This window comes from Flavobacterium sp. B330r (genome assembly GCF_056824325.1).
The window spans coordinates 2,765,427-2,787,615 of sequence record NZ_CP124860.1 but is presented as its reverse complement, the minus strand read 5'-3'; the positions used below and the strand labels follow the sequence as shown (position 1 = coordinate 2,787,615).

Genomic DNA, 22,189 nt, shown 5'->3' with positions numbered 1-22,189 from the left:
AAAACCTTAAAAATAAATCGTTTTTTATAGTCTAAAAACTATCTTTTAAACTACATTTGACACAACCAAAAATAGTTTATGAAGAACCCAAAACCATTCTTTTTTATTTTCTTGACCCTGATCCTGGCATCTTGCAAAACACCAACTTATATGTTTACATCTGGACCAAGATCCGGTGTTAATTTTACCTCAGGAAGATGGTTGATGAATGAATTAGATTGCCCTAAAAAATCCAAAGACAAATTAACTGAAGAATCTTTAGCGTTTTTTAAAAAGAATTTGGGAGACCGTTTGTTTTATATAAATGATGTTAACGGACTACTAATTAGTCGAAAGATTCATTTAAATCCTAATAAAACAAAATTAAAAGAATTAAAAGACGGAACCGGTTTTGATTTTTTTATCAATATCTCAACTACAAAACGCAAAAGTGATTTCTCATATATTGAACTCTATCAATCCGATGACGAAGTAGGAAAAAACGAAGCCGCCGTACTTGTTGAAATTTACGATCTAAACTCTCAAGAAATCATCTATTCTCAAAATGTGGTCGGCATTTCTCAAAAAACAAAAACCGAACCGATGTGGTCTACCGAAAAATCAAACAAGTTTATTGATAATGTAGAGTTCTATAAAACATCAGATAAATTAATGAAAGGAGCTTTAAAAAAGATATTCAAAGATTTAGACAAAAGATCTGTCAAATAAAAAGAAACAACAATCCCGAATCTCAATTGCAAACTTGGAATTTGGGATTTTTTTATTGGAATTTTTTCTTTGCTGTTCTTCTAAAGTTTAAAGCTTTCCATTCTTTATAAATCAAAAATTGATAGAGGATATAAAAGAGCGAATTGAAAAACCAGAAATCAAGCACAAACGGTTCTGTAAAAATTATCGATTCAGTATTTCCTGATAGAAAAATACCCGCACTACTTGTTAGGTAGATAATTAATCCATTACAGAAATAGAAATAATTATGCTTGTGGTTTTTTAAATTTGAAACAATAAAATAAACCGCATAACACAACAGCGGAATAGACGTTAGGGCTATTTCTACTAAATTAAACTCCCAATAAAGCGAAGGCTTGCTATAATATTGATATCCTAAAAAAAGCAGCACCGAAACGAATACCATTATCATAACCTGCTTTAATTTCTGGTTTGAAAAACTTTTATAGAAAAAGAGATTAAGTGTGATAAACTGGAAATTAAAATAATAGTGCGAAAGGAAGAAATTAGAATTCGGATAAAGGAATCCGATGATATTGCAAAGCAATTCTACACAAAACAGCAGAATCAAATAAGTGGTTATAATACGATACAATACATCTCTGTTTTTGCATGTCATGTAAAACCGTATCGCATTGGCAAGTAAAAAAAACAATCCGACAAGACTTACAAGAAAAGGAAATAGCATAGAATTTGTTTTACTCAGACAATTTACAATAAAAAGCAAAAAATCCCAAACCCAATCTTTGAAATTGGAATTTGGGATTTTTTATATTGGAATTTCTATTACTTTGTAAGCTCCAGTTTTTCTGCAAAGTAGTCACAGAAATCTTTCATAGTGTCAGACATTTTTTCATCATCTGTTGCACGTTTAAAAGTATCAGCCATTGCAACTAAAGTCTGGTGGAAGAAAATCTTCATTTCATCTACCGGCATATCTTTTGTCCACAAATCAATACGCATTGTTTCTTTTACCTTACTATCCCAAATAGACAGCATGATTGCTTTTGCTTCTTCAGCTTGAACTCCACCATCTTGTGCACTCCATGTTAATTTTTCAGGAACACGGTTTTCGTCCAATTCTATATTAAATTTAATCTCTGAGTTTATATTTGCCATTATTTCTTAGGTTTATATTTTGATTTTTCGAAGATTTCTTTTGGCTCAAGCTTGAATAATTCAGCCAAAGTTACATCACTATTGTTTTTCATGTAAGAACGTACCATCTGCCAGCCAATCCAAGCTCCCACTCGTCCTGGAGAATCGTTATCTATTTCTAAAAAGAATTTAGAAAAAGGCGCTGGAGCTATAAATCGTGCTCTCAGCTTTGGATCTTCGTTGTAAAGCATTTCATTTTCTATGAAATAACGCCACATATAGGCTTCGTTTTCTTCACACCATTTTATCTGCTCTGGAGTATATCCCATTTTTTCTGCATCTGTATATTCAGGAATCAGCAAATCTTTTGCGTAAAGCTGTTTCCCTTCAAAAACCATTTGAGCAACCAAACTCTTATCTATAGAATTTGGAATATTTCGATACGAAAAACTAGAGACCACGTCTGGCATAATTTGTCTTTCTTCAAAGTTCTCTTTTAAGTAATTTGGAAACTCATAAAACTTATGGTTTTTACCTAAATACAATTCTAAAGCTACCACTACAAGACTGTCTGCGTAAATAGATTTTGCATTATAATCCATTTCTCCAATTACCGTAATTACCTTCGGAATTTTAGTTTTAGGAAAATAGTATTTTACATGCTGAAAAAGTGCATTAAACTCTTTGCGAACCGGCTCAAAATTACTGTACTTTTTCTGAACTTCTTTATAAACTTCTCTCCAGATTGGATCGTTCATTTTCTGAACCCAAACGTTATCATCATTACCAGGAAAGAAAAACGGATATTGTTTTTTTACTTTCGCAAGATCTTGCGGTTTAGTTTCAAAAAACACCTTATCAAATCGTTCTACTTTAATATCAACAGGAATTTCTTCTACTTCTTTTTCAACCTTACTTTTTTGATTGCAAGACAAAAAAAACAGGCATAGAACCACTGCAAAGCGATATATTTTCATTTTATTTTAATTAGATTTGTGTTATCAGAATTTTAAGTAGTTGCATACTCAAAATAATTCTGCAAATATACATCCCTGCATCTTAAAACTTAAACTATTATGGCTAAAAAAAGCACAATTCAGACAGAAAAAGTAAATACGCACATTGTAGAGTGGTTAAAAAATTACGCTGCTAATGCAAAAGTAAATGGTTTTGTAATTGGAATCTCAGGAGGTGTAGATTCTGCAGTAACTTCTACTTTATGCGCACAGACAGGACTGAATGTTTTATGTGTAGAAATGCCTATTCATCAGGCAGAAAGTCAAGTTTCAAGAGGAAGAGAGCATATTGAACAGCTCAAAAAACGCTTCCCGAATGTTTCTGACGTTAAGACCGATTTGACCCAAACTTTTGAATCTTTTAAAAGCGCAGTGCCTTCAACTGAAGATACAGCAAAAGTTAATTTAGCTTTAGCAAACACACGTGCACGCATTAGAATGACTTCTTTGTATTATTTAGCAGGAATTCATGGTTTACTTGTAGCCGGAACAGGAAACAAAGTAGAAGATTTTGGGGTAGGCTTTTACACCAAATACGGAGATGGCGGCGTAGATTTAAGTCCGATTGCCGATTTAATGAAATCTGATGTATATGCTTTAGGAGAATTTTTGCAAATTCCACAATCTATTTTAACAGCCGCACCTACAGATGGATTATTTGGAGACAATCGTACAGATGAAGATCAATTAGGTGCAAGTTATGACGAATTAGAATGGGCGATGTTAGCCGCGGAGTCAGGAAAAACGGCATCTGACTTCGAAGGGAGAGAAAAATCTGTCTTTGAAATCTATAAACGATTAAACACCAGCAACAAGCATAAAATGGATCCAATTCCTGTTTGTTTAATCCCAAAAACGTTAAAATAATACATTTTAACATTCTCTGCGAGTTATTACAGAATTTATTTATTAATTTTACCATTCCAAAAACATGAACAATTCTAAAAAAGGTAAAAATTATGATTAAAGTATGTCTAGCAGACAATCATCCTGTGACGCACTTTGGCGTTAAGTCTTATTTTAAAGACCACGATCAAATTTCAATTGTTGCCAACGTAGGCAATTTTTCAATGGTTAGAGATATTCTTCAAACGAAGGAGATCGACATTTTAATTCTAGATTTAGAGTTAGAAGGTCTTTCAAGCATCTTTGAAATTAAATCTATCTTAAAAAATTTCCCAAAAACAAAAATTGTTATTTTCAGTGATCTTGCTGAGCAAATGTACGCTCCAAACGCAATTAAAGCAGGAGTTTCTGGGTATGTACACAAAACAGAAAAACTTGAAACATTAGGTCATTCTATTATTAAAGTACACGAAGGAAAAATTATCATCAACGAAACAGTACGTAAAAACATGGCACTTATTGCTAAACAAAGCAAAAGTGAGCGTCTGTACAGAAAACTTTCTAACCGCGAAATCGAGGTTTTACGTTACTTAAGTGATGGTAAGAAAAACAATGAAATCTCTAAAATCTTAAATCTGAACGAAAAAACAATCAGTACTTACAAACTGAGATTATTAACAAAATTAAATGTTACTAATCTTGTTGACTTAGTGAACAAAGCTAAGACTTTAGAAATTATTTAATCAAGTCGAAAATCTTAGCCTTTTAAGAGAATCGAAAAATTATAAAACTCTATCTATTTTGAATTATCAAATTAGATAGAGTTTTTTCTTTTAGTGATAAGGCACTACTACTCGACCTAATTTTTTCGAAAAGTTATTCAGCAATTTAGAATAATCGATCACCATACTCAAAACTTCTGAATTATCTTCCTGCGGATCGGTTAAAAGAGAATTCTTTAATTCTGCTATAATTCCAGACACCAAATACCATCTCATAGAAAATATCGTATCTGAAACATTCTGCTCAATGGTTTCACTTTTATGTTTTGGGTAAATATTCTGCCCTTCCCAATTATGAATGGTTAATCTTTCATCTTCCATCAAAATATTGGTTACTTCCTGAGCAAAATCAGGCTCTAAATGCATCAAATATTTATCTAGACTAAATGTTTCATTCTGATTATAAAAATCAATGATGTTCGTGTAAATATTCTGAAACAAAATATTAGACAACTGCACCTCATCTTCTTGAAGACTTAGATATATTTTTTCGAATACCTTATATTGTCTTTTTTCTGAAACTTCTTTTACATTTCCTTCTTCATCTGCCCTTAAAAAAACATCTTCAAAATTTTCTACTACACTTCCGTACAATAGCAAAATCTCAATGACTTTTCTTTCGAAACCATATAAAATATCTACTTTTTGATTTTGTTCTTGCGGAAAATATCCTGGATCTCCCGGATAATCGTAACCTTCGGGAGGGCCAGTTCTTGGATCTTCTGGATCTCCTCCTGAAAATGAACCTGCCTGCGGAGGCTGATTTCTAACTACCTCAAAAGGTTTTTGTTCTTGTTTCTGCTTTTTATTAGCGTCAGCTATATCTTTCTGAATCAGCTGTGCCAAAGTACTCGTCAAGACCTGCTCCGAAATATCCATGATTCGAGCACATTCCTGAATATAAACTTCACGCTGAATACGGTCTGGAATTTTAGAAATACTCGTAACCATATCGCGAATCAGATCTGCCTTTTTTATTGGGTCATTCTTAGCTTCGCCCATTAAAATCGAAGCCTTAAATTGTATAAAATCTTTACTGTTGTTTTCTAGATAAGCGACTAAATCGTCATGAGAATTTTTACGCGCAAAACTGTCCGGATCTTCTCCCTGAGGAAAAGAACAAACACGAACATTCATACCTTCTTCCAAAATCAAATCAATCCCTCGAATGGCCGCTCGTAAACCAGCCGCATCTCCATCAAAAAGAACGGTGATATTTCGCGTCAGACGATTTATCAAACGAATCTGATCTGGTGTTAAAGCTGTTCCAGATGAAGCCACAACATTTTCTATACCTGCTTGGCTAAACTGAATCACATCGGTATAACCTTCAACCAAGTAACAGTTATTTTGTTTGGCGATAGATTGTTTTGCATGATAAATTCCATAAAGGACTTTACTTTTATGGTAAATATCACTTTCAGGCGAATTGAGGTATTTTGCAGCTTTTTTATCATTCGTTAAAATACGTCCTCCAAAACCTAAGACACGACCCGACATACTTTGAATCGGGAACATTACACGCCCTTTAAATCGGTCAAATGGTCGATCTTCTCTCGGAATTGTCAAACCTGTACTTTCTAGAAATTCTAATTTATATCCTTTCCCTAAGGCTTCTTTCGTCAAAGCATCCCAAGTTTCTGGAGAATATCCTAAATTGAATTTTTTAATGGTTTCATTCGTAAATCCTCTTTCTTTAAAATACGATAAACCAATTGCTTTTCCTTCTTCAGAATTAACCAAAACATCCTGAAAATACTTAGCAGCAAATTCAGAAACCAAATACATACTTTCACGAAGATCTGTATTGGCTTTTTCTGCTTCAGTCTGCTCCGTTTCTTCAATTTCGATATTGTATTTTTTAGCTAAATAGCGAATGGCTTCTGGATAGGTAAATTGTGAATGTTCCATTAAGAATTTAACAGAGTTTCCGCCTTTTCCGGTACTAAAATCTTTCCAGATTCCTTTTGCCGGAGAAACCATGAACGAAGGAGAGCGCTCGTCTGAGAACGGACTCAGCCCTTTAAAATTACTTCCTGCACGCTTCAAATTCACAAAATCGCCAATAACCTCCTCTACTCGAGCAGTTTCAAAAACAGAATCAATGGTGGTTTGTGAAATCAAAGTGTATTAAATTTTAGAAGTTGAGAGCTTGCAAAAATACGTAAATCTTGTTGGAATTTTAATCATTTTTAAAGCAAAAAAAGCATCCCTCACGAGATGCCCTTTTACTAACTAAACTTAATTTTCTTCTTAGTTGAAATCGAATCGAATACCTAACGAAATATTATTCTCATCGACAGCATTATTTTTAAATATTGGATTTAAATCATATTTCAAATACAAGCTTATTTCTTTGTAACCTATATAAGAACTCAATCCGTAAATGAAATTATTTACATTGTAATCGCCTTTTGTTTTTTGCGTTGTTTTATAGTCGTTATCTTCAAATTTTAATATCTGTTTCGATTTTACATTGATTCCTGCATAACCTCCAAATCCCATTCGGAATCCTTTATGTGTTCTAAAATAGGATTTCCCGTCGTGGTTTCCGTCTTTCGAAAAATCAAATTCTAAATGAACTGGCGCCACTAAATACACATTTCTAAAACGAGATTCTTTTAAATGTATCGGATTTGTCACTAAATCTGTCTGGTCGCCATTTACAACAAAACTGCGATTGTCTGTTGGTCTAAGATTATTATACATTAATGAAAGTCCGTATTTGGCGTGCAGCAAATTGTTGTCATTCAAAATTCTGGAATTAAGAGTTAAACCCCATTCGTAAAAATGGGATCCGATAAAATCATAATTGGAATCCTGCAGTTTACCGTCAGCCATTGTACTGTTTAAACCCATTGCAAACACAAATTGAGAAGTTGTTCTTTTAGATTCTCTCTTCACTTTATCATCTTGACCGTTGTACACCTTCATTGCAGGAATCTTTATTTCGGTTTCATGCTGTCTAATCGAATCGCTGCCTGTACCAATTAACAAAACCGTTCCTCCTTTTTCTTTATTATAACTCACTTTGCCATCGACTTTTTCCTGAACCAAATCTTGCAATTTCTCCTGTTCTACAGCTACTCTATTCTCTATATTGCGCGCTCTTTTTTCTGCAAACTCTTTTTTCTTTTTTTCTGCTTCTTCTTTAGAAATTGTTCCTTCTACCAATTGATTGTTAACCTCATCGACTTCTTTCTTTAATGCCGCTTTTTCTTCATTGGTTATATTTTCGATATTAACTGCAATTGTTTTTGCTTTGTTTTCAAAAGTTTCTTGCCCTACCATTTTAGTAACAAACAGGAATACTAAGAGAAATAGATAAATTGTAAAATTTTTCATGATTACTTTTTTTGATTGATTGATTTGATTGATGATTTAATTTTTAACGTTTCGATTTTCAACAGCAACTTTAACGGTCTGGTAGCTTTTATTGATTTTTGCAATCATTTTTTCTCTAAAAGAAAGCTCCAGTTCGCCGTCAACTTGATCTAATAAATCGTTAGAATTAATTTTGATTTTTGATTTTGATTTAACTGCATTTTCTGCTAAAATTTTAGTTTCAGCTTTTTCCAATAATTGATCGACATTATCTTGTTTAGACGTTTCGGCAATTAAAGTTGGATTGTTTGTTGATTGTTTTTCTTGATTGTTTTTGATGATTGAAGACTCCGTTATTTGATTGGATTCATTTTGAGTGTTTTTATTTGAAATTGGCTCCGAAGTTTCGGAATTGCTTTTTTTGTTTTTGTTTCCTGTTTCTCCCGAAGTTTTTTCGGCAATTGCAGTTTCCGTTTTTACTGAATCAACAGTGTTTAAAACAGGTTCTGTTACCGATTCTTTTTCGGCTTCGGTTTGTTTTTCTTTTTCAACAACTATCGTTTCTGGCGTTTTAACTGCATTTTTATTTTGATTGAAAAACAGCGTTCCAACCAATAGAAACCCGACGAAACTTGCTGCGATATACAGCCATTTCCTTTTCGATTTTTTTGAATTAAGCTTAACTGGTTCTTTTTCTTCTGCTACAGCCAGCATCGCATCCAATCGATCCCAGGCTTTGTTGCTTGGCTCAATTTCGCGTTGATTTAGTTTTTCACGGAAATCCTTTTCAAAATTATTCGGTTCCATTATCTTGTTTTTTTAAAATAGTAATTTGTGTTTGCAGCATTTTTCTAGCGTGCGATAATTGCGATTTCGATGTTCCTTCATTAATTCCTAACATCTTGGCAATTTCATTGTGTTTGTAACCTTCAATCGCATATAAATTGAAAACCATTTTATAGCCGTCGGGCAAAGCATCAATTAAATACTGAATCTGTTCTACGGTAAATTGGCTGTCGATTTCATTGAAGCTTTCTTCTACAAAAAATTCATCTTCGGCAAATTTTACCTTTTTCTGAACTCTTAAATACGAAATGCATTCGTTAACCATAATTCGGCGGATCCAGCCTTCAAAACTTCCTTTGTGTTCAAACTTGCTTAAATTGGTAAACACTTTCATAAAAGCTGTTATCATTACATCTTCTGCCAATTGCATGTCTTTTATATATTGACGACACACACTTAACATTTTAGAAGAAAACTTAGTGTAAATCTGCTGCTGTGCCTGACGATTGTTCTCGGCAGCCAGCTTTATGATTTTGGTTTCTTCTTGATGTAACTGGATAATTTTCATTAATAAGCTTTTCGGTTTTGGTTTTAGAAACAGACTTCTATTAGCATAGACGATTGTCGATTTGAAATGGTTGCATGGGCTTAAAAAAAAATCAAATTTTTAAATTCCAAATTCCAACATACAGCAATACACAACTGATTTACAACAAAGTAAATCAATTATCTAATTGACACATTTTCTGATTATCTAATTTAAAAAGATTATTTTTTTCTCTCAATAACGTAGTTGACCATCAAAGTCAAAGCGTCTTTATACTCAGAATCTTCGAAGTTTTGAAGTAATGCAAGTGCTTCTTGCTGGAATTCGACCATTTTGTTTTCGGCGTAAGCCAAACCATTATTATTTTTTACAAAGGCAATAACTTCTTTTACTCGTTTTTTGTCTTTGTTGTGGTTTTTGATGGAGTTTATCAGCCACTTTTTTTCTTGCGGAGTACAAGTATTTAAAACGTGAATTAAAGGCAAAGTCATTTTTTGCTCTTTAATATCTATTCCGGTTGGTTTTCCGATGGCTTCTTCGCTATAATCAAATAAATCATCTTTAATCTGGAAAGCCATTCCGATCAATTCACCGAATTTGCGCATGTTTTCTACCTGAGCATCATCTTCTATTACAGCTTTCGCGCCAAGCGCACAACATGCTGCAATAAGCGTTGCTGTTTTTTTTCTGATGATTTCGTAATAAACATCTTCAGTAATATCAAGTCTTCTTGCTTTTTCAATTTGAAGCAATTCTCCTTCGCTCATTTCGCGAACAGCTACAGAAATAATTCTCAATAAATCGAAATCGCCATTATCTATTGAAAGCAATAAACCTTTAGATAATAAATAATCTCCAACTAAAACGGCAATTTTATTTTTCCAAAGCGCATTGATTGAGAAAAACCCACGACGGCGGTTACTGTCGTCTACCACATCATCGTGTACCAAAGTTGCAGTATGAATAAGCTCAATTACCGAAGCTCCGCGATAGGTTCTTTCGTTTACAGTACCTCCAGAAACCATTTTTGCAGTAAGAAAAACAAACATCGGACGCATTTGTTTTCCTTTGCGGTTTACGATATAATAAGTGATTCGGTTAAGCAACGCAACCTTCGAAGTCATCGATTCATGGAACTTTTTCTCGAAAAGTTCCATCTCGGTAAAAATAGGCTGCTTTATTTGAGACGTAATATTCATTTAGATTCCAAATATACTATTTTAAATAAAAATACGTTGTTTATTTTAGGTTAGGATTTAAATATTTTATGTTTTAACCTGAAAAAAAACGCCAAAAATAGCTCTAACTAATACTGATTTGAATTCATTAAGTTAAAAGAAGAACCTAAAACCATTTTTTTTATGAAAACAAAACTTTTATTAATTAGTACTTTTATTACTATGTCTTTTTTCATCAGCTGTAATTCTGATGAAAAAACAAATGACGGATCGGGAGCTGCGATTAGCAACGAGGAGATTGTAACCAACGCTAAAATCGATGCTTCTGTTGAGGATGTTACGGATATTGCTGAAGATCAATTTAGCTCTCAATTGAATGTAAATGCCAAACCAAACGGACCTATAAAAAAATATCTTCCTAGCTGTGCTACAATCACTACAGTTTTAACCAATAACACTTGGACAAAAACAGTAGATTTTGGTGTGGAAGGCTGCACTCTTAATAACGGAAATACAGTAAAAGGTAAAATGGTTGTTTCTTTTTCAAACGATTTTACTTCTTCTACACAAACCATTAGCTACACTTTTGAGGGATTTTATCATAATGGTAAAAAAATTCAAGGAAGTAAAAGTATTGTGAGAACTATTAAAGAGACCAATTTATTGGTGACAGCACATCCTGTTTCTACAGCTTCTATAGATTTAACCATTACGTTTGATGATGGAAAAGTGTATACTAGAAAAGGAACGCTAACAAAAGAAATGACTTCTGGCTATGACACATGGTTTGATTGGGATGATAATGTGTTTGTGGTTACCGGAAGCGGTTCTACAACTTTCCCAAACGGAGATACTTTTTCGGCAGAAATTACAACTCCTCTAGAGTTTAATGCATCTTGCAGAAAATCTATTGCAGTAAAAGGAATTGTTTCTATAACTAAAAATGGCGCTACAGCAACTCTTGATTATGGTAGCGGAGAATGCGATACGCTTGTAAAAGTAACAAAAGACGGCGTTACTGAAGAAGTAGATTTGAAAAAATAAGCATCCTTTTTGTCCAGAAAAAAAGCATTAAAAACGAGAAATAATTCTTGTTTTTAATGCTTTTTAATTAACCAATCAAATGTCCCGATGGGACATATTCATCATTGTCAATATTTTTTTCTACCGACCAGATACTCTTACGGAGTATTTTTTTATGCTTCTTTATTGGCTAGTTGTCCGCAGGCTGCGTCGATATCTTTACCTCGGCTTCTTCTCACTTTTACCACTACTCCAATATTTTCTAACGCTTTTATGTAAGCCATAATCGATTCTTCTGAAGCTTGCTGGAATTCGCCATCATCAATTGGATTGTATTCAATCAAATTGACTTTACAAGGCACATATTTACAGAATTTAACCAATGCATCAACCGAAGCTTTATCATCGTTAATTCCTTTCCAAACTACATATTCGTACGAAATTTTACTTTTGGTTTTTCTATACCAATATTCTAAAGCTTCTCGTAAATCTTTTAAAGGGAAGTTTTTACTGAAAGGCATAATGCGAGCACGAGTTTCATCTATAGCAGAGTGCAGAGAAACTGCCAGCTTAAACTTCACATCATCATCGGCCATTTTTTTGATCATCTTCGGAATTCCTGAAGTCGAAACCATAATTCGTTTTGGAGACATTCCTAAACCTTCCTCTGAAGTAATCATGTCTATTGCTTTAATGACATTATTGTAATTCATTAAAGGTTCTCCCATTCCCATGAAAACAATATTAGAAAGCGGATGATTGTAATACAAACGGCTCTCTCTATCAATAGCTAGAACTTGATCATAAATTTCGCCAGGTTCTAGATTTCGCATTCTTTTTAATCGTGCTGTTGCACAGAAATTACAGTCTAAACTACAGCCCACTTGACTAGAAACACAAGCAGTAGTTCTAGTTTCTGTAGGAATTAAAACAGACTCTACTACAAGTCCGTCATGAAGCCTAACAGCATTTTTTACTGTTCCGTCACTACTTCTTTGCATTGTATCAACCTTAATATGATTAATAACAAAGCTATTTTCAAGCATAGACCTTGTAGCTTTTGCCACATTTGTCATGTCTTCAAAACTGTGAGCCCCTTTGCTCCATAACCATTCGTAAACCTGATTTCCGCGGAAAGCTTTATCTCCATTTTCAACAAAAAAATCGCGAAGCTGTTCTTTTGATAAGGCTCGTATGTCTTTTTTCTCCATTTGCATGCTGCAAAGTTAGTTTATTTCCAGTATTTTCTAAAACTTAAAGCACTTTCCCGCTTTTTTTATTGATTTCTTTCCAAAAAAATTGGGCTGAAAAAACAGTACGAGATGTTTTCGATCCAAACACACAATAAACTAATAGGCAATTACTTACATCTTGTTTTATTTCCTTTAAAGATAAAATCTTAGTGTTAATAGGCCATTCCTTCCTTTACTATAACAATTTAATAAAACTTTAGCCATGATTTTTATCATTTCGTTTTCTTCGCGCGCGCGATAATTTTGGTCTAAGAAATAAGGATAATTTTTTGATTCTGCATCCACTAACTGAATTTTAAAATTTCCTCATTTAAATGATTAACCTATACTTTATCAACATGAAAACAATTCAATCATTTTTACTGACCGTAATTTTTACAACAATAGCATTACAGGCAAATGCTCAAAAAAATTATAGTGTAGCTGCAAACTCAACCTTTGAAGTAGCAGGAACCTCTACAGTACACGACTGGGTAATGAAATCTACAGAAGGAACTGGAATGGCCAACTTAATAGTTAAGGATTCTAAACTTGCTACGATAAATAGTTTAAGAATTTCAATATTGGCCGAAAGCTTAAAAAGCTACAAAACAAGTATGGACAAAGTAGCTTACGAAGCTTTGGATACCGAAACACACAAGAATATTGAATACGTTTTAAAATCTGCTGAAAAGATAGATGATAACACTTGGAACTTAACAGGAGTTTACACGATTGCAGGAGTAAGCAAAGAATACAAAACCCAAGTAAAAGTAACCACTAGTAAAGGAAATATTATTCTGCAGGGTTCTAACCAAATTACTTTTGGAGATTTTGAAATGACACCTCCTAAAGCAGCTCTTGGAGTTGTTAAAGCAGGAAAAGATTTAACTGTAATCTTCAATATTATTTTAAGCTAAATCAAATCGACTTAATGTTAAAAATTGTCTCTCTTTTAAGATTTTTAATTTTTAGGAAAATGTTAAAAAATGACAATTTAATAAAAATCAATACTCTTTTTTGCTTTAGTAATCGATTATGCAGAAAATGAAAACGTTTTAGTTATTAAATACCAATTTAATAAAATTTTAACAATGATTTTTATCATGTACCAAGCTGGTTTATAAGTAGATCTTTGATACAAGTTAAAAACAAACAATAAACACTTAGAGATAGAATTGGCCGAGTTTATCTATTTTTTTAATCAAAATCCATAATTAAAATGAAAACCCATAAAATGAAATTATTCGCCCTTGTTATTGCAATTTTCGGAATTACCTCATTTGCGACAGCACAAAAATCATATGCCTTAGATAGTAAATCAACTTTTTCTGTAGCTGGTACATCTACACTTCACGACTGGGAAATGAAATCGGCGTCTGGAACTGGAACAGCAACTCTAAACATTGCTAACGGAAAGCTAACTGACATAGACGCTCTAACCGTTACTCTATTGGCAGAAAGCGTAAAAAGTGAGAAAAAAAGCATGGATAAAGTGGCATACGAAACGCTAAAAACAGATAAAAACAAGCAAATAAAATATGTTTTGAAGTCTGCTGAAAAAGTAAACGAAACTACTTGGGAACTAACTGGTACTTACACCATTGCCGGCGTTAGCAAAGTTTACAAAACTTCTGTAAAAACGACTGTTACTGCAAATGGATTAAATCTTCAGGGAAGCAACAAAATCACTTTCGCAGACTTCGGAATGAAATCGCCAACAGCAATGCTTGGAACAATCAAAACAGGACAAGACCTGACTATCAAATTTAATTTAAACTTTAATTTATAACCGCCATGAAGAAGATTTATATCCTATTTATTACAGTAATAAGTACGTTCGCTGTAAATGCACAAGTAAGCTTTGGAAACATGCAAAACCAAATTTCTAGAGGGAAAGACGGCATCAACGTTTTTGACGTACAAAAAGACAATAGAGAATTTAAAGGCCTTAGCATTGACTTTGGTGGTGCCTTCAACATGGATTTTCAAGCAACAAATTCATTCAACAACCAACCTGCTAGTTCTACGACTACGACCACTACAGCTACCGGGACTATTACTAGAACAATTACTGGATATCGTTTAATGAATACTGAAAACAATTTTACTCTTCCTGCAGCTGATATGTATATTGGTGCACAATTGTTTGACGGAGTACGAGTAAATTTAGATGTTTATTTAGCTTCAAGACACCACAATGATTCTTATGTAAAAGGTGGATACTTACAAATTGACAAGTTAGACTTCATCAAAAAAGACTTCTTGGCTGATGTAATGAAATATGCTACCATTAAAATTGGACAAATGGAGAACAATTTTGGTGATGCTCACTTTAGAGGTTCTGATAATGGTAATACCATCAGAAATGCATTTGTTGGAAACAACATCATGTATTCTTTCACTACAGAAATGGGTATGGAGGTTTACTACAACAGAAATGGATTGGTAAGCATGTTAGGTGTTACAAATGGTAATTTAAATCAAAGTAATGAGGAAGTTTTTTATACTAATGGTCCAAACACCAATACAACACATAGCCCTTCAATCTTAGCTAAATTGGGTTATGACAAACAGCTTAATGAAGATTTAAGAGTAAGATTAACTGGTTCTTATTACCATAATGCAAATCTTGGTAACGCAAACATATATTCTGCTAATAGATCAGGATTTGGTTATTGGGGTATATTGAATAATAACGCTTATAAAAATACGATTACTAAGACCGATGCTAATGGTACTGTTATTTCTACAACTACTACTGATGTTCCTACTAGTTTCAGTAAAACATCTACTCCAGAGGCAACGTTCAATCCTAATTTCAAAAACTGGGCTACTACATATATGATTAACCCTTTTGTGAAATATAAAGGACTTGAATTCTTCGGAACAATCGAATTAGCTTCAGGAGGAGATAAAGCGGGTACTGACGAAAAACGTACTGCTAATCAATATGCTTCAGAACTTATTTACAGATTTGGAGGAACTGAACAATTCTATATCGGAGGAAAATACAATACCGTATCTGGAAAATTATCTAATGCTGATGCTAAAAAGGTTACCGTAGATAAATTTGAAGCAAGTGCTGGTTGGTTTATGACGAAAAACATTTTGGCTAAATTAAACTACGTGAATCAAAAATATAAAGATTATTCACAGTTTGTAGGAGATCCTGCTACTGGAAATGTAAACAACTTTTATGGCGGTAAGTTTGAAGGTATAGTATTCGAAGCAACCATTGCGTTCTAATATAAAAAAAAATGAAAACGAGATTTCAAATATTAATAATGGGTTTAGCAATGTTCTTTTTACTAGGAAGTGCTAAACCCACTTTTTTCGCAGAAGATAGCGCTGTGGCAATTAATAAAATTAAAATAGAAATCACAGGACTATCTACAGTTGGTAAATATAATTGCTCCAATACCTTTGCTATAAAGGATACTGTTTATGTAAACTCAGTTAAAAAAAACACCTTTAATACTGATATCAAAATGTCAAAATTTGATTGTGGCAATAAGGTAATGACCAAAGATTTGCAAGGAACGGTAAAAGTCAAACAATTCCCAAACAGCACTGTTTCTATAAGCGACATAAAGCCAATGGGAAAGAATTACAAATGCAGACTCAACTTTTTCATAACCGACAAGACGCTCAAATACAAAGATTTTATACTATATAATACTGATGATAAGATTCAAGGAACGCTTAGTTTAAAATTTTCTGATATTGAGTTGGAACCACCAGTAAAAATGGCTGGCTTGATTAAAGTAAAAGACGACATTGTAATTAATTTCAGTTTATATAAAAACTAAATTTTCTTGTAGAAAAAAATGAACACCAAGCTAAAAAAGTCAAAATTTGGCACAAGAATTGTTTTGCTCTTAAAAGAAAAATAATCTTACAAAGAGCTCAATCATTTTAAAATTTGTAATTTTATTTTCAGCCATTTAACCTTTAAGTTTTATCAACCTAAAAAAATGTAATTATGAAAAAACAAATTTTAAGTTTAGCTGTTATTGCCTTATTAGCATTTGCTGTTCAGTCATGTGAAAAAAAAGAAAATAAACCAGCCGAAGATGAATTAACGCTAGGCAATAAAGTTGATTCTCTTACAACAGATATCGAAGAAGTAAAAGACAGTGCTGTAAGCAAAGCAGAAGGCGCTGCTGCTAAAGCAAAAGATGCTACAGAAACTGCTGCTCAAGATGTAAAAGACGCTACTAAAAAAGCGGCAAACGATGTTGAAAATGCAGCTAAAAAAACGGCAACTGATGTAAAAGATGCTACTAAAAAAGGAGCTGAAAAAGTTGAAAATGCGGCTAAAGCAGCCAAAGACGGAACTGTAAAAACAGCCAAAGACGTAAACGAAGCTTTGAAAAAATAAAGCCTTTTTAAATCTTAAAATAAACCATTCGCAAAACGAATGGTTTTTTTATGCCCAATCGCAAGCAGATATTTTTGTATTTTTGCCTTCCAATTACAAGATACTACAACATGCATTTTATATCACAAGAATTAGAAGATTATATCGAACAGCATTCTGAAAATGAACCAGAATTGCTAGCCAAACTTAATAAAGAAACGTATCAGAAAATACTTTTGCCTAGAATGCTCAGCGGTCATTTTCAAGGACGTGTTTTAAGTATGTTGTCAAAATTGATTCGTCCGGTTAATATTCTTGAAATAGGAACTTATACTGGTTATGCTGCTTTGTGCTTATGCGAAGGAATGCAGGAAAATGGTCAACTACACACCATTGACATCAAAGAAGAATTAATCGATTTTCAGCGAAAATATTTTGATATGTCTCCTTGGGGAGAACAGATTTTTCAGCATTTAGGAGAAGCATTAAACATTATTCCAGATTTAGACTTAAAATTTGATTTGGTTTTTATTGATGCTGATAAAGAAAACTACTTGAACTACTGGGAAATGATTGTTCCAAAAATGAATAAGGGAGGTATCATTTTATCTGATAATGTTTTGTGGAGCGGAAAAATCCTAGAGCCAGTCCACCCAAATGATGTTAGCACAAAAGTACTTTTAGAATACAATCAGCTTTTAAAAGACGATCCAAGAGTAGAAACCGTTCTATTGCCAATTCGTGATGGGTTGACGGTTTCTAGAGTATTGTGATTTTTTAAGATGCTAAGGTTCTGAGATGCTGAGATTCTAAGTTTTTTAAAAAGATGATAAGGTTCTAAGATCCTGAGCCTCTAAGTTTTTATACTGAATGAATATATTATTGAGTTTCCTCTAGAAATGCAGGAACATAATTTAAGATGAAGGGCTTCCTCTAGCTAAGGCTGGAGGCAATTCAACAACTATTAAAGATGAATTATAACACAGAAATAAGCGCTGAAGGTTTTTCAATCATAAATAATGTTTTTACAGAAAATGAAATTCAGAATCTAATTTTGCTGATTGAAAACAAAACTGCAGATAATCAAGAAAATACGACTTTTAGAAAGTCTCAGGATTTATTTGCGATTAGACAATTTCATAAAGAAATACCTGAAACACTTCCTTTCATTTTTAATGAAAAACTGCAGGATATTATCGAATCTACTTTTGGCGAAGGCTTTTTTATAACAAAATCTATCTACTTTGATAAACCGGAAAAATCGAATTGGTTTGTGGCTTATCATCAGGATTTAACGATTTCTGTTGACCAAAAAATTGAAGCGGAAAATTTTGAAAACTGGACTGTAAAACAAAATCAATTTGCGGTTCAGCCACCTACAGAAATATTAGAAAATAATTTCACTATAAGAATTCATATCGATAAAACGACTAAAGATAATGGCGCTTTAAAAGTGATTAATAATTCTCATGCAAAAGGGATTTTACGAATTGAAAATCTAGATTTTGAAAATCAAAAAGAAACAATTTGTGAAGTCGAAAAAGGCGGTATTATGATCATGAAACCCTTATTATTTCATGCATCGAACAAAACCACAAACAACGAACGCAGAAGAGTCATTCATATTGAATTTAGCAAACAGCAACTTCCAAATGGTTTGGAATGGAGCGAAAAAACAATCATTAACTAAGGTTCTGAGATACTAAGATTCTGAGAAGCTAAGATTCTGAGAAGCTAAGATTCTGAGAAGCTAAGATTCTAAGATACTAAGTTTTACACTAATTACCCATAAAAAAACCTCCAGCTAAAGCTGGAGGCAATTTATAATATATATATCTTTAAAACTTAGTATCTCAGAATCTTAGCACTTAAAAAAAACTTAGTGTCTCAGAATCTCAAAACCTTAGCACCTTTAAAAAGAACTATCCTGGAAAATACTGCGGCTTTAGTTTTCTATAAACTAAATAAAGTAAAAATCCGAAGAGTGCTCCGAAGAAATATCCCGTAAGGATATCGCCTGGAAAATGCAGTCCTAAATAAATTCGGCTGTAAGCAAATATTAAAGGCCAAAGAAATATGAATCCGAAATATTTGAAATAGCGTTTTAAAATCAAAAACAAGAAAGTTGCAACCGCCATAGTGTTAGCAGCATGTCCAGAGAAAAAGCTATACGATTTTCTAACCTGAACAACTCTAATAATTGTATTTACTTCTGGATCATTGCATGGTCTCAAACGCTGAAAAGTGTGTTTGAATAAATTGCAGGTCTGATCTGTAAAAGCAATTAGAACAGCTATAAAAAGCAACAAATACAGGGTTTGTTTTCCTCCTATTTTTTTATAAATAAGATAGAATAGTAATAGAAAAAATGGCGTCCAATACAATTGATTGGTAATAATAAGCCATAATTTGTCGTATGTTTCAGAACCTAATCCGTTAAGAAAGATTAAAAGATCTTTATCTAATTCCTGTATTTTTTCAAGCATTACATTTGGCGTTTAATAGGTCCAGAAAGAGTATCAATATCTTCTTTTACTTTTTCGATTTCAGCTGTAGTGTCTCCTAAAAGGTTTCCAGTATCTCCAAGCAAATTAGATTTTGCATTATCAATTTCTGCGTTGATATTTCCAGTAATATCATTCAAAGATTTCGCGTCAAGACCATTAGCCTCTGCTCCTTTTTGAATTTCACTTTTAATATCATTAGTTGCATTTTTTAACTGAGCCATAGCCTTTCCCATTGTACGTGCAATTTCTGGCACTTTATCAGAACCAAAAAGCATTAGCACTATAAACAGTATGAAAACTAATTCTCCTCCTCCTATACCAAACATAACTTTTATTTTTGTTGTCGCAAAGATATTAAACTTTTCAGGTTAGAGTTTTAAAATTAACTTAAAAAGTCCTTGAAAATACATTTAGTTAAAATAAAAAAGCTCATCAAGCTTTTATAAACCTGATGAGCATTTTATTAATTTCTATTTTATTTAGTCAAATTTTGACTTTGTCTCTACTTTTGGCCAAGAGTTATTGGTCACATCAATATCTGCTGTTAGCAATTGTGGATCAATTTGAATGCTCTTAATTGCTTTTGTAGTAGCGTAAACTTTTCTAGCCGTATCATTACTTTTTCTCCAGATTTGTGCTGGATATTTGTAATTATCTTTAGAACCATCTTCATAAGTAATCTCAACTAAGATAGGCATAATCATTCCGCCTGGCTTGTTAAATTCTACTTCATAGAAGTATTTAGGAGATTTAATAGAAGCTTTTTCTTCAGCAGTAAAAGTCTGATCTACGTAATCTGCCAAAGACTTGAAATCTTGCACTTTTAAAGCTTTTTTCTTAGAATCGTTTACTTCTGCATTATCTCCAGAAACTAAATAAACAAAAGGTCCTTTTTCAAAACCAAAACGTCCTTTTCTAACTTTTACATCTTTAATATCTGTAGTTGGCGTATCTGAAACGTAATATTGTTTTACATCTTTAATTCCGATATCTACAAAATCTGTTGAGTAGAACCATCCTCTCCAGAACCAATCCAAATCTACTGCAGAAGCATCTTCCATTGTTCTAAAGAAATCTTCTGGTGTTGGGTGCTTAAACTTCCATCTGTTTGCATACGTTCTGAATGCGTGATCAAACAATTCTCTTCCCATAACTACTTCTCTCAAAATATTAAGACCTGTAGCTGGTTTTCCGTAAGCGTTATTTCCAAATTGGTGAATGGTCTCAGAGTTTGACATAATTGGCTCTAAGAACTTTTGGTCACCGCTCATGTAAGGAACGATATTTTTTGCTGGACCTCTTCTTGAAGGGAAATTTGGATCTAATTCCTGCTCTGCCAGATACTCTAAAAATGAATTCAAACCTTCATCCATCCAAGTCCATTGGCGCTCATCTGAGTTTACAATCATTGGGAAGAAAGTATGTCCAACTTCGTGAATAATAACTCCAATCATTCCGTTTTTAACTTCTCTACTTGTCACTCCATTTTCATCTGGACGACCATAATTCCAGCAAATCATTGGATATTCCATTCCTTGATCTTCTGCCGAAACAGAAACTGCTTTTGGATAAGGATAATCAAAAGTATGAGAAGAATAGCTTTTTAAAGTATGCGCTACAACCATTGTAGAAGTTTCTCCCCACAGTGGGTTTGCTTCTTTTGGATAAACAGATTCTGCCATAACTATTCTGTTTCCAATTTTCACAGCCATTGCATCGTAAATGAATTTTCTAGAAGAAGCAATTCCGAAATCACGAACATTTTTTGCACTGAATTTCCATGTTTTTTTCTTTTCAGAAAAACCTTTTTCAGCAGCTTCTGCTTCTGCCTGCGTTACAATAACAACAGGTTTGTCGAATGATTTTTGAGCTTGCTCGTATCGCTTAACTTGTTCAGCAGTAAAGACTTCGCTTCTATTCATTAATTCACCAGTTGCATCGATCACGTGATCTGCAGGAACTGTAATATTTACATCAAAGTTTCCGAAAGGAAGAGCAAACTCTCCGCTTCCCCAGAACTGCATGTTCTGCCACCCTTCAACATCGTTGTAAACTGCCATTCTTGGATAGAATTGTGCGATTACATATAATTTATTTCCGTCTTTCTCGAATAATTCGTATCCTGAACGACCGCCTTCTTTTCTATAGTTATTGATATTGTACCACCATTTTATTGAGAAAGAAATTTTTTCTCCTGGTTTTAATGGTGAAGTCAAATTAATACGCATCATGGTTTCGTTGATCGTATAAGACAATGCACTTCCTTTAGCATCTTTAACTTGTTCAATATTAAAACCACGCTCTAAATCTTTTTTCAAATATTTAGAAGAAAACCCATCCAATGGAAGAACCTGACTTATTTTGTCACTTTCTGCCAATGTACTTTGCGTATTAGCCTTTGCTTGATTTTGATCTAACTGCACCCATAAATACTCCAGACTATCTGGTGAATTATTAGTGTAGGTAATAGTTTCAGATCCGCTTAATTTTGAATTTTTATCATCCAATTCAACATCAATTTTGTAATCTGCTTGCTGTTGGTAATAAGCAGGTCCTGGAGCTCCAGAAGCCGTACGAAACATATTTGGTGTTGCCAGCAAATCGTACATTTGGCTAAACTTGTTCGTATCGTACTTTCCCTGTTGTTTGGTTGGTGTGGTTGTTGCTTTATCCTGCGCCACTAACATTGCAGGAAAAAGTAATAATAATGAAAGTTTTTTCATAAATTTTTAATGGTAATTTCTTTAGGCTGTGAAAA

The 22,189-nt window shown here is 33.2% G+C and carries 23 protein-coding genes; 11 read left to right on the top strand and 12 right to left on the bottom strand.

What is annotated here, in order from left to right:
• Positions 1–78: 78 nt before the first annotated feature.
• Complete coding sequence (locus QLQ95_RS12510) at positions 79–708, top strand: hypothetical protein (protein ID WP_428238973.1); 630 nt, start codon at positions 79–81, stop codon at positions 706–708.
• Between the two features lie 52 nt (positions 709–760).
• Here the strand turns inward: QLQ95_RS12510 and QLQ95_RS12505 are convergent, their stop codons facing one another.
• The 3 genes from QLQ95_RS12505 to gldB all read right to left on the bottom strand — a co-directional run bounded on the left by QLQ95_RS12505 (position 761) and on the right by gldB (position 2,804).
• The gene (locus QLQ95_RS12505; RefSeq protein ID WP_482504006.1) at positions 761–1,417 is read right to left on the bottom strand and encodes a hypothetical protein; all 657 of its coding nucleotides are present in this window, start codon (positions 1,415–1,417) and stop codon (positions 761–763) included.
• 98 nt (positions 1,418–1,515) lie between these two features.
• Entirely contained in the window at positions 1,516–1,848 is a 333-nt protein-coding gene (gene gldC, locus QLQ95_RS12500) for a gliding motility protein GldC (protein WP_172426852.1), read from the bottom strand.
• The gene (gene gldB / locus QLQ95_RS12495; RefSeq protein ID WP_482504004.1) at positions 1,848–2,804 is read right to left on the bottom strand and encodes a gliding motility lipoprotein GldB; all 957 of its coding nucleotides are present in this window, start codon (positions 2,802–2,804) and stop codon (positions 1,848–1,850) included. Before gldB ends, gldC begins: the two co-directional genes overlap by 1 nt.
• A 99-nt stretch (positions 2,805–2,903) precedes the next feature.
• Here gldB and nadE point away from each other — a divergent pair, with 99 nt between their 5' ends.
• Positions 2,904–3,710, top strand: coding sequence for an NAD(+) synthase (gene nadE, locus QLQ95_RS12490; protein ID WP_482504002.1), 807 nt, complete (start codon positions 2,904–2,906; stop codon positions 3,708–3,710).
• 92 nt (positions 3,711–3,802) lie between these two features.
• A complete protein-coding gene (locus QLQ95_RS12485; protein ID WP_008467169.1) occupies positions 3,803–4,432 on the top strand; it encodes a response regulator transcription factor in 630 nt (209 codons plus the stop codon).
• 90 nt (positions 4,433–4,522) lie between these two features.
• Here QLQ95_RS12485 and dnaG read toward each other — a convergent pair whose 3' ends face one another.
• The 5 genes from dnaG to QLQ95_RS12460 form a co-directional block, all read right to left on the bottom strand.
• A complete protein-coding gene (dnaG, locus tag QLQ95_RS12480) occupies positions 4,523–6,595 on the bottom strand; it encodes a DNA primase (RefSeq protein WP_320492808.1) in 2,073 nt (690 codons plus the stop codon).
• A gap of 129 nt (positions 6,596–6,724) precedes the next feature.
• Positions 6,725–7,816, bottom strand: a complete 1,092-nt coding sequence (locus QLQ95_RS12475) for a hypothetical protein (RefSeq protein ID WP_320492807.1) — start codon at positions 7,814–7,816, stop codon at positions 6,725–6,727.
• 36 nt (positions 7,817–7,852) lie between these two features.
• Positions 7,853–8,602 carry a hypothetical protein gene (locus tag QLQ95_RS12470; protein ID WP_482504001.1) on the bottom strand — a complete coding sequence of 250 codons (750 nt, stop codon included), beginning with the start codon at positions 8,600–8,602 and terminating at the stop codon, positions 7,853–7,855.
• Positions 8,589–9,149 (bottom strand): RNA polymerase sigma factor, encoded by a 561-nt coding sequence (locus tag QLQ95_RS12465; RefSeq protein WP_482503999.1) that lies wholly within the window; start codon positions 9,147–9,149, stop codon positions 8,589–8,591. Before QLQ95_RS12465 ends, QLQ95_RS12470 begins: the two co-directional genes overlap by 14 nt.
• Before the next feature lie 200 nt (positions 9,150–9,349).
• Positions 9,350–10,327 carry a polyprenyl synthetase family protein gene (locus tag QLQ95_RS12460; protein WP_250834019.1) on the bottom strand — a complete coding sequence of 326 codons (978 nt, stop codon included), beginning with the start codon at positions 10,325–10,327 and terminating at the stop codon, positions 9,350–9,352.
• Between the two features lie 162 nt (positions 10,328–10,489).
• Between QLQ95_RS12460 and QLQ95_RS12455 the strand changes: the two genes are divergently transcribed.
• On the top strand, positions 10,490–11,350 hold the full coding sequence (locus tag QLQ95_RS12455) for a hypothetical protein (protein ID WP_482503997.1): 861 nt from the start codon (positions 10,490–10,492) through the stop codon (positions 11,348–11,350).
• Positions 11,351–11,502: 152 nt separating this feature from the next.
• Here QLQ95_RS12455 and rlmN read toward each other — a convergent pair whose 3' ends face one another.
• Positions 11,503–12,546, bottom strand: coding sequence for a dual-specificity RNA methyltransferase RlmN (gene rlmN, locus QLQ95_RS12450; RefSeq protein WP_095928570.1), 1,044 nt, complete (start codon positions 12,544–12,546; stop codon positions 11,503–11,505).
• A 374-nt stretch (positions 12,547–12,920) separates the two neighbouring features.
• On the opposite strand from rlmN, the gene QLQ95_RS12445 reads away from it, so the two are divergent.
• The 7 genes from QLQ95_RS12445 to QLQ95_RS12415 all read left to right on the top strand — a co-directional run bounded on the left by QLQ95_RS12445 (position 12,921) and on the right by QLQ95_RS12415 (position 18,614).
• Positions 12,921–13,481, top strand: coding sequence for a YceI family protein (locus tag QLQ95_RS12445; protein ID WP_428238968.1), 561 nt, complete (start codon positions 12,921–12,923; stop codon positions 13,479–13,481).
• A gap of 317 nt (positions 13,482–13,798) precedes the next feature.
• Positions 13,799–14,353 carry a YceI family protein gene (locus QLQ95_RS12440; RefSeq protein WP_428238967.1) on the top strand — a complete coding sequence of 185 codons (555 nt, stop codon included), beginning with the start codon at positions 13,799–13,801 and terminating at the stop codon, positions 14,351–14,353.
• A gap of 5 nt (positions 14,354–14,358) precedes the next feature.
• Entirely contained in the window at positions 14,359–15,810 is a 1,452-nt protein-coding gene (locus QLQ95_RS12435; protein ID WP_320492801.1) for a hypothetical protein, read from the top strand.
• A gap of 11 nt (positions 15,811–15,821) precedes the next feature.
• On the top strand, positions 15,822–16,373 hold the full coding sequence (locus tag QLQ95_RS12430) for a hypothetical protein (protein WP_095928806.1): 552 nt from the start codon (positions 15,822–15,824) through the stop codon (positions 16,371–16,373).
• Positions 16,374–16,546: 173 nt separating this feature from the next.
• The gene (locus QLQ95_RS12425) at positions 16,547–16,945 is read left to right on the top strand and encodes a hypothetical protein (protein WP_250834024.1); all 399 of its coding nucleotides are present in this window, start codon (positions 16,547–16,549) and stop codon (positions 16,943–16,945) included.
• Between the two features lie 110 nt (positions 16,946–17,055).
• Entirely contained in the window at positions 17,056–17,697 is a 642-nt protein-coding gene (locus QLQ95_RS12420; RefSeq protein WP_482503994.1) for an O-methyltransferase, read from the top strand.
• Positions 17,698–17,894: 197 nt separating this feature from the next.
• Positions 17,895–18,614 carry a phytanoyl-CoA dioxygenase family protein gene (locus tag QLQ95_RS12415; RefSeq protein WP_482503992.1) on the top strand — a complete coding sequence of 240 codons (720 nt, stop codon included), beginning with the start codon at positions 17,895–17,897 and terminating at the stop codon, positions 18,612–18,614.
• A gap of 232 nt (positions 18,615–18,846) precedes the next feature.
• Here the strand turns inward: QLQ95_RS12415 and QLQ95_RS12410 are convergent, their stop codons facing one another.
• The 3 genes from QLQ95_RS12410 to QLQ95_RS12400 form a co-directional block, all read right to left on the bottom strand.
• Positions 18,847–19,410, bottom strand: coding sequence for a phosphatase PAP2 family protein (locus QLQ95_RS12410; RefSeq protein ID WP_095928563.1), 564 nt, complete (start codon positions 19,408–19,410; stop codon positions 18,847–18,849).
• A complete protein-coding gene (locus QLQ95_RS12405) occupies positions 19,410–19,757 on the bottom strand; it encodes a Sec-independent protein translocase subunit TatA/TatB (protein WP_095928562.1) in 348 nt (115 codons plus the stop codon). The genes QLQ95_RS12410 and QLQ95_RS12405 overlap by 1 nt, the downstream gene beginning before the upstream one ends.
• Before the next feature lie 153 nt (positions 19,758–19,910).
• A complete protein-coding gene (locus tag QLQ95_RS12400; RefSeq protein WP_482503990.1) occupies positions 19,911–22,154 on the bottom strand; it encodes a M1 family metallopeptidase in 2,244 nt (747 codons plus the stop codon).
• Positions 22,155–22,189 lie beyond the last annotated feature (35 nt).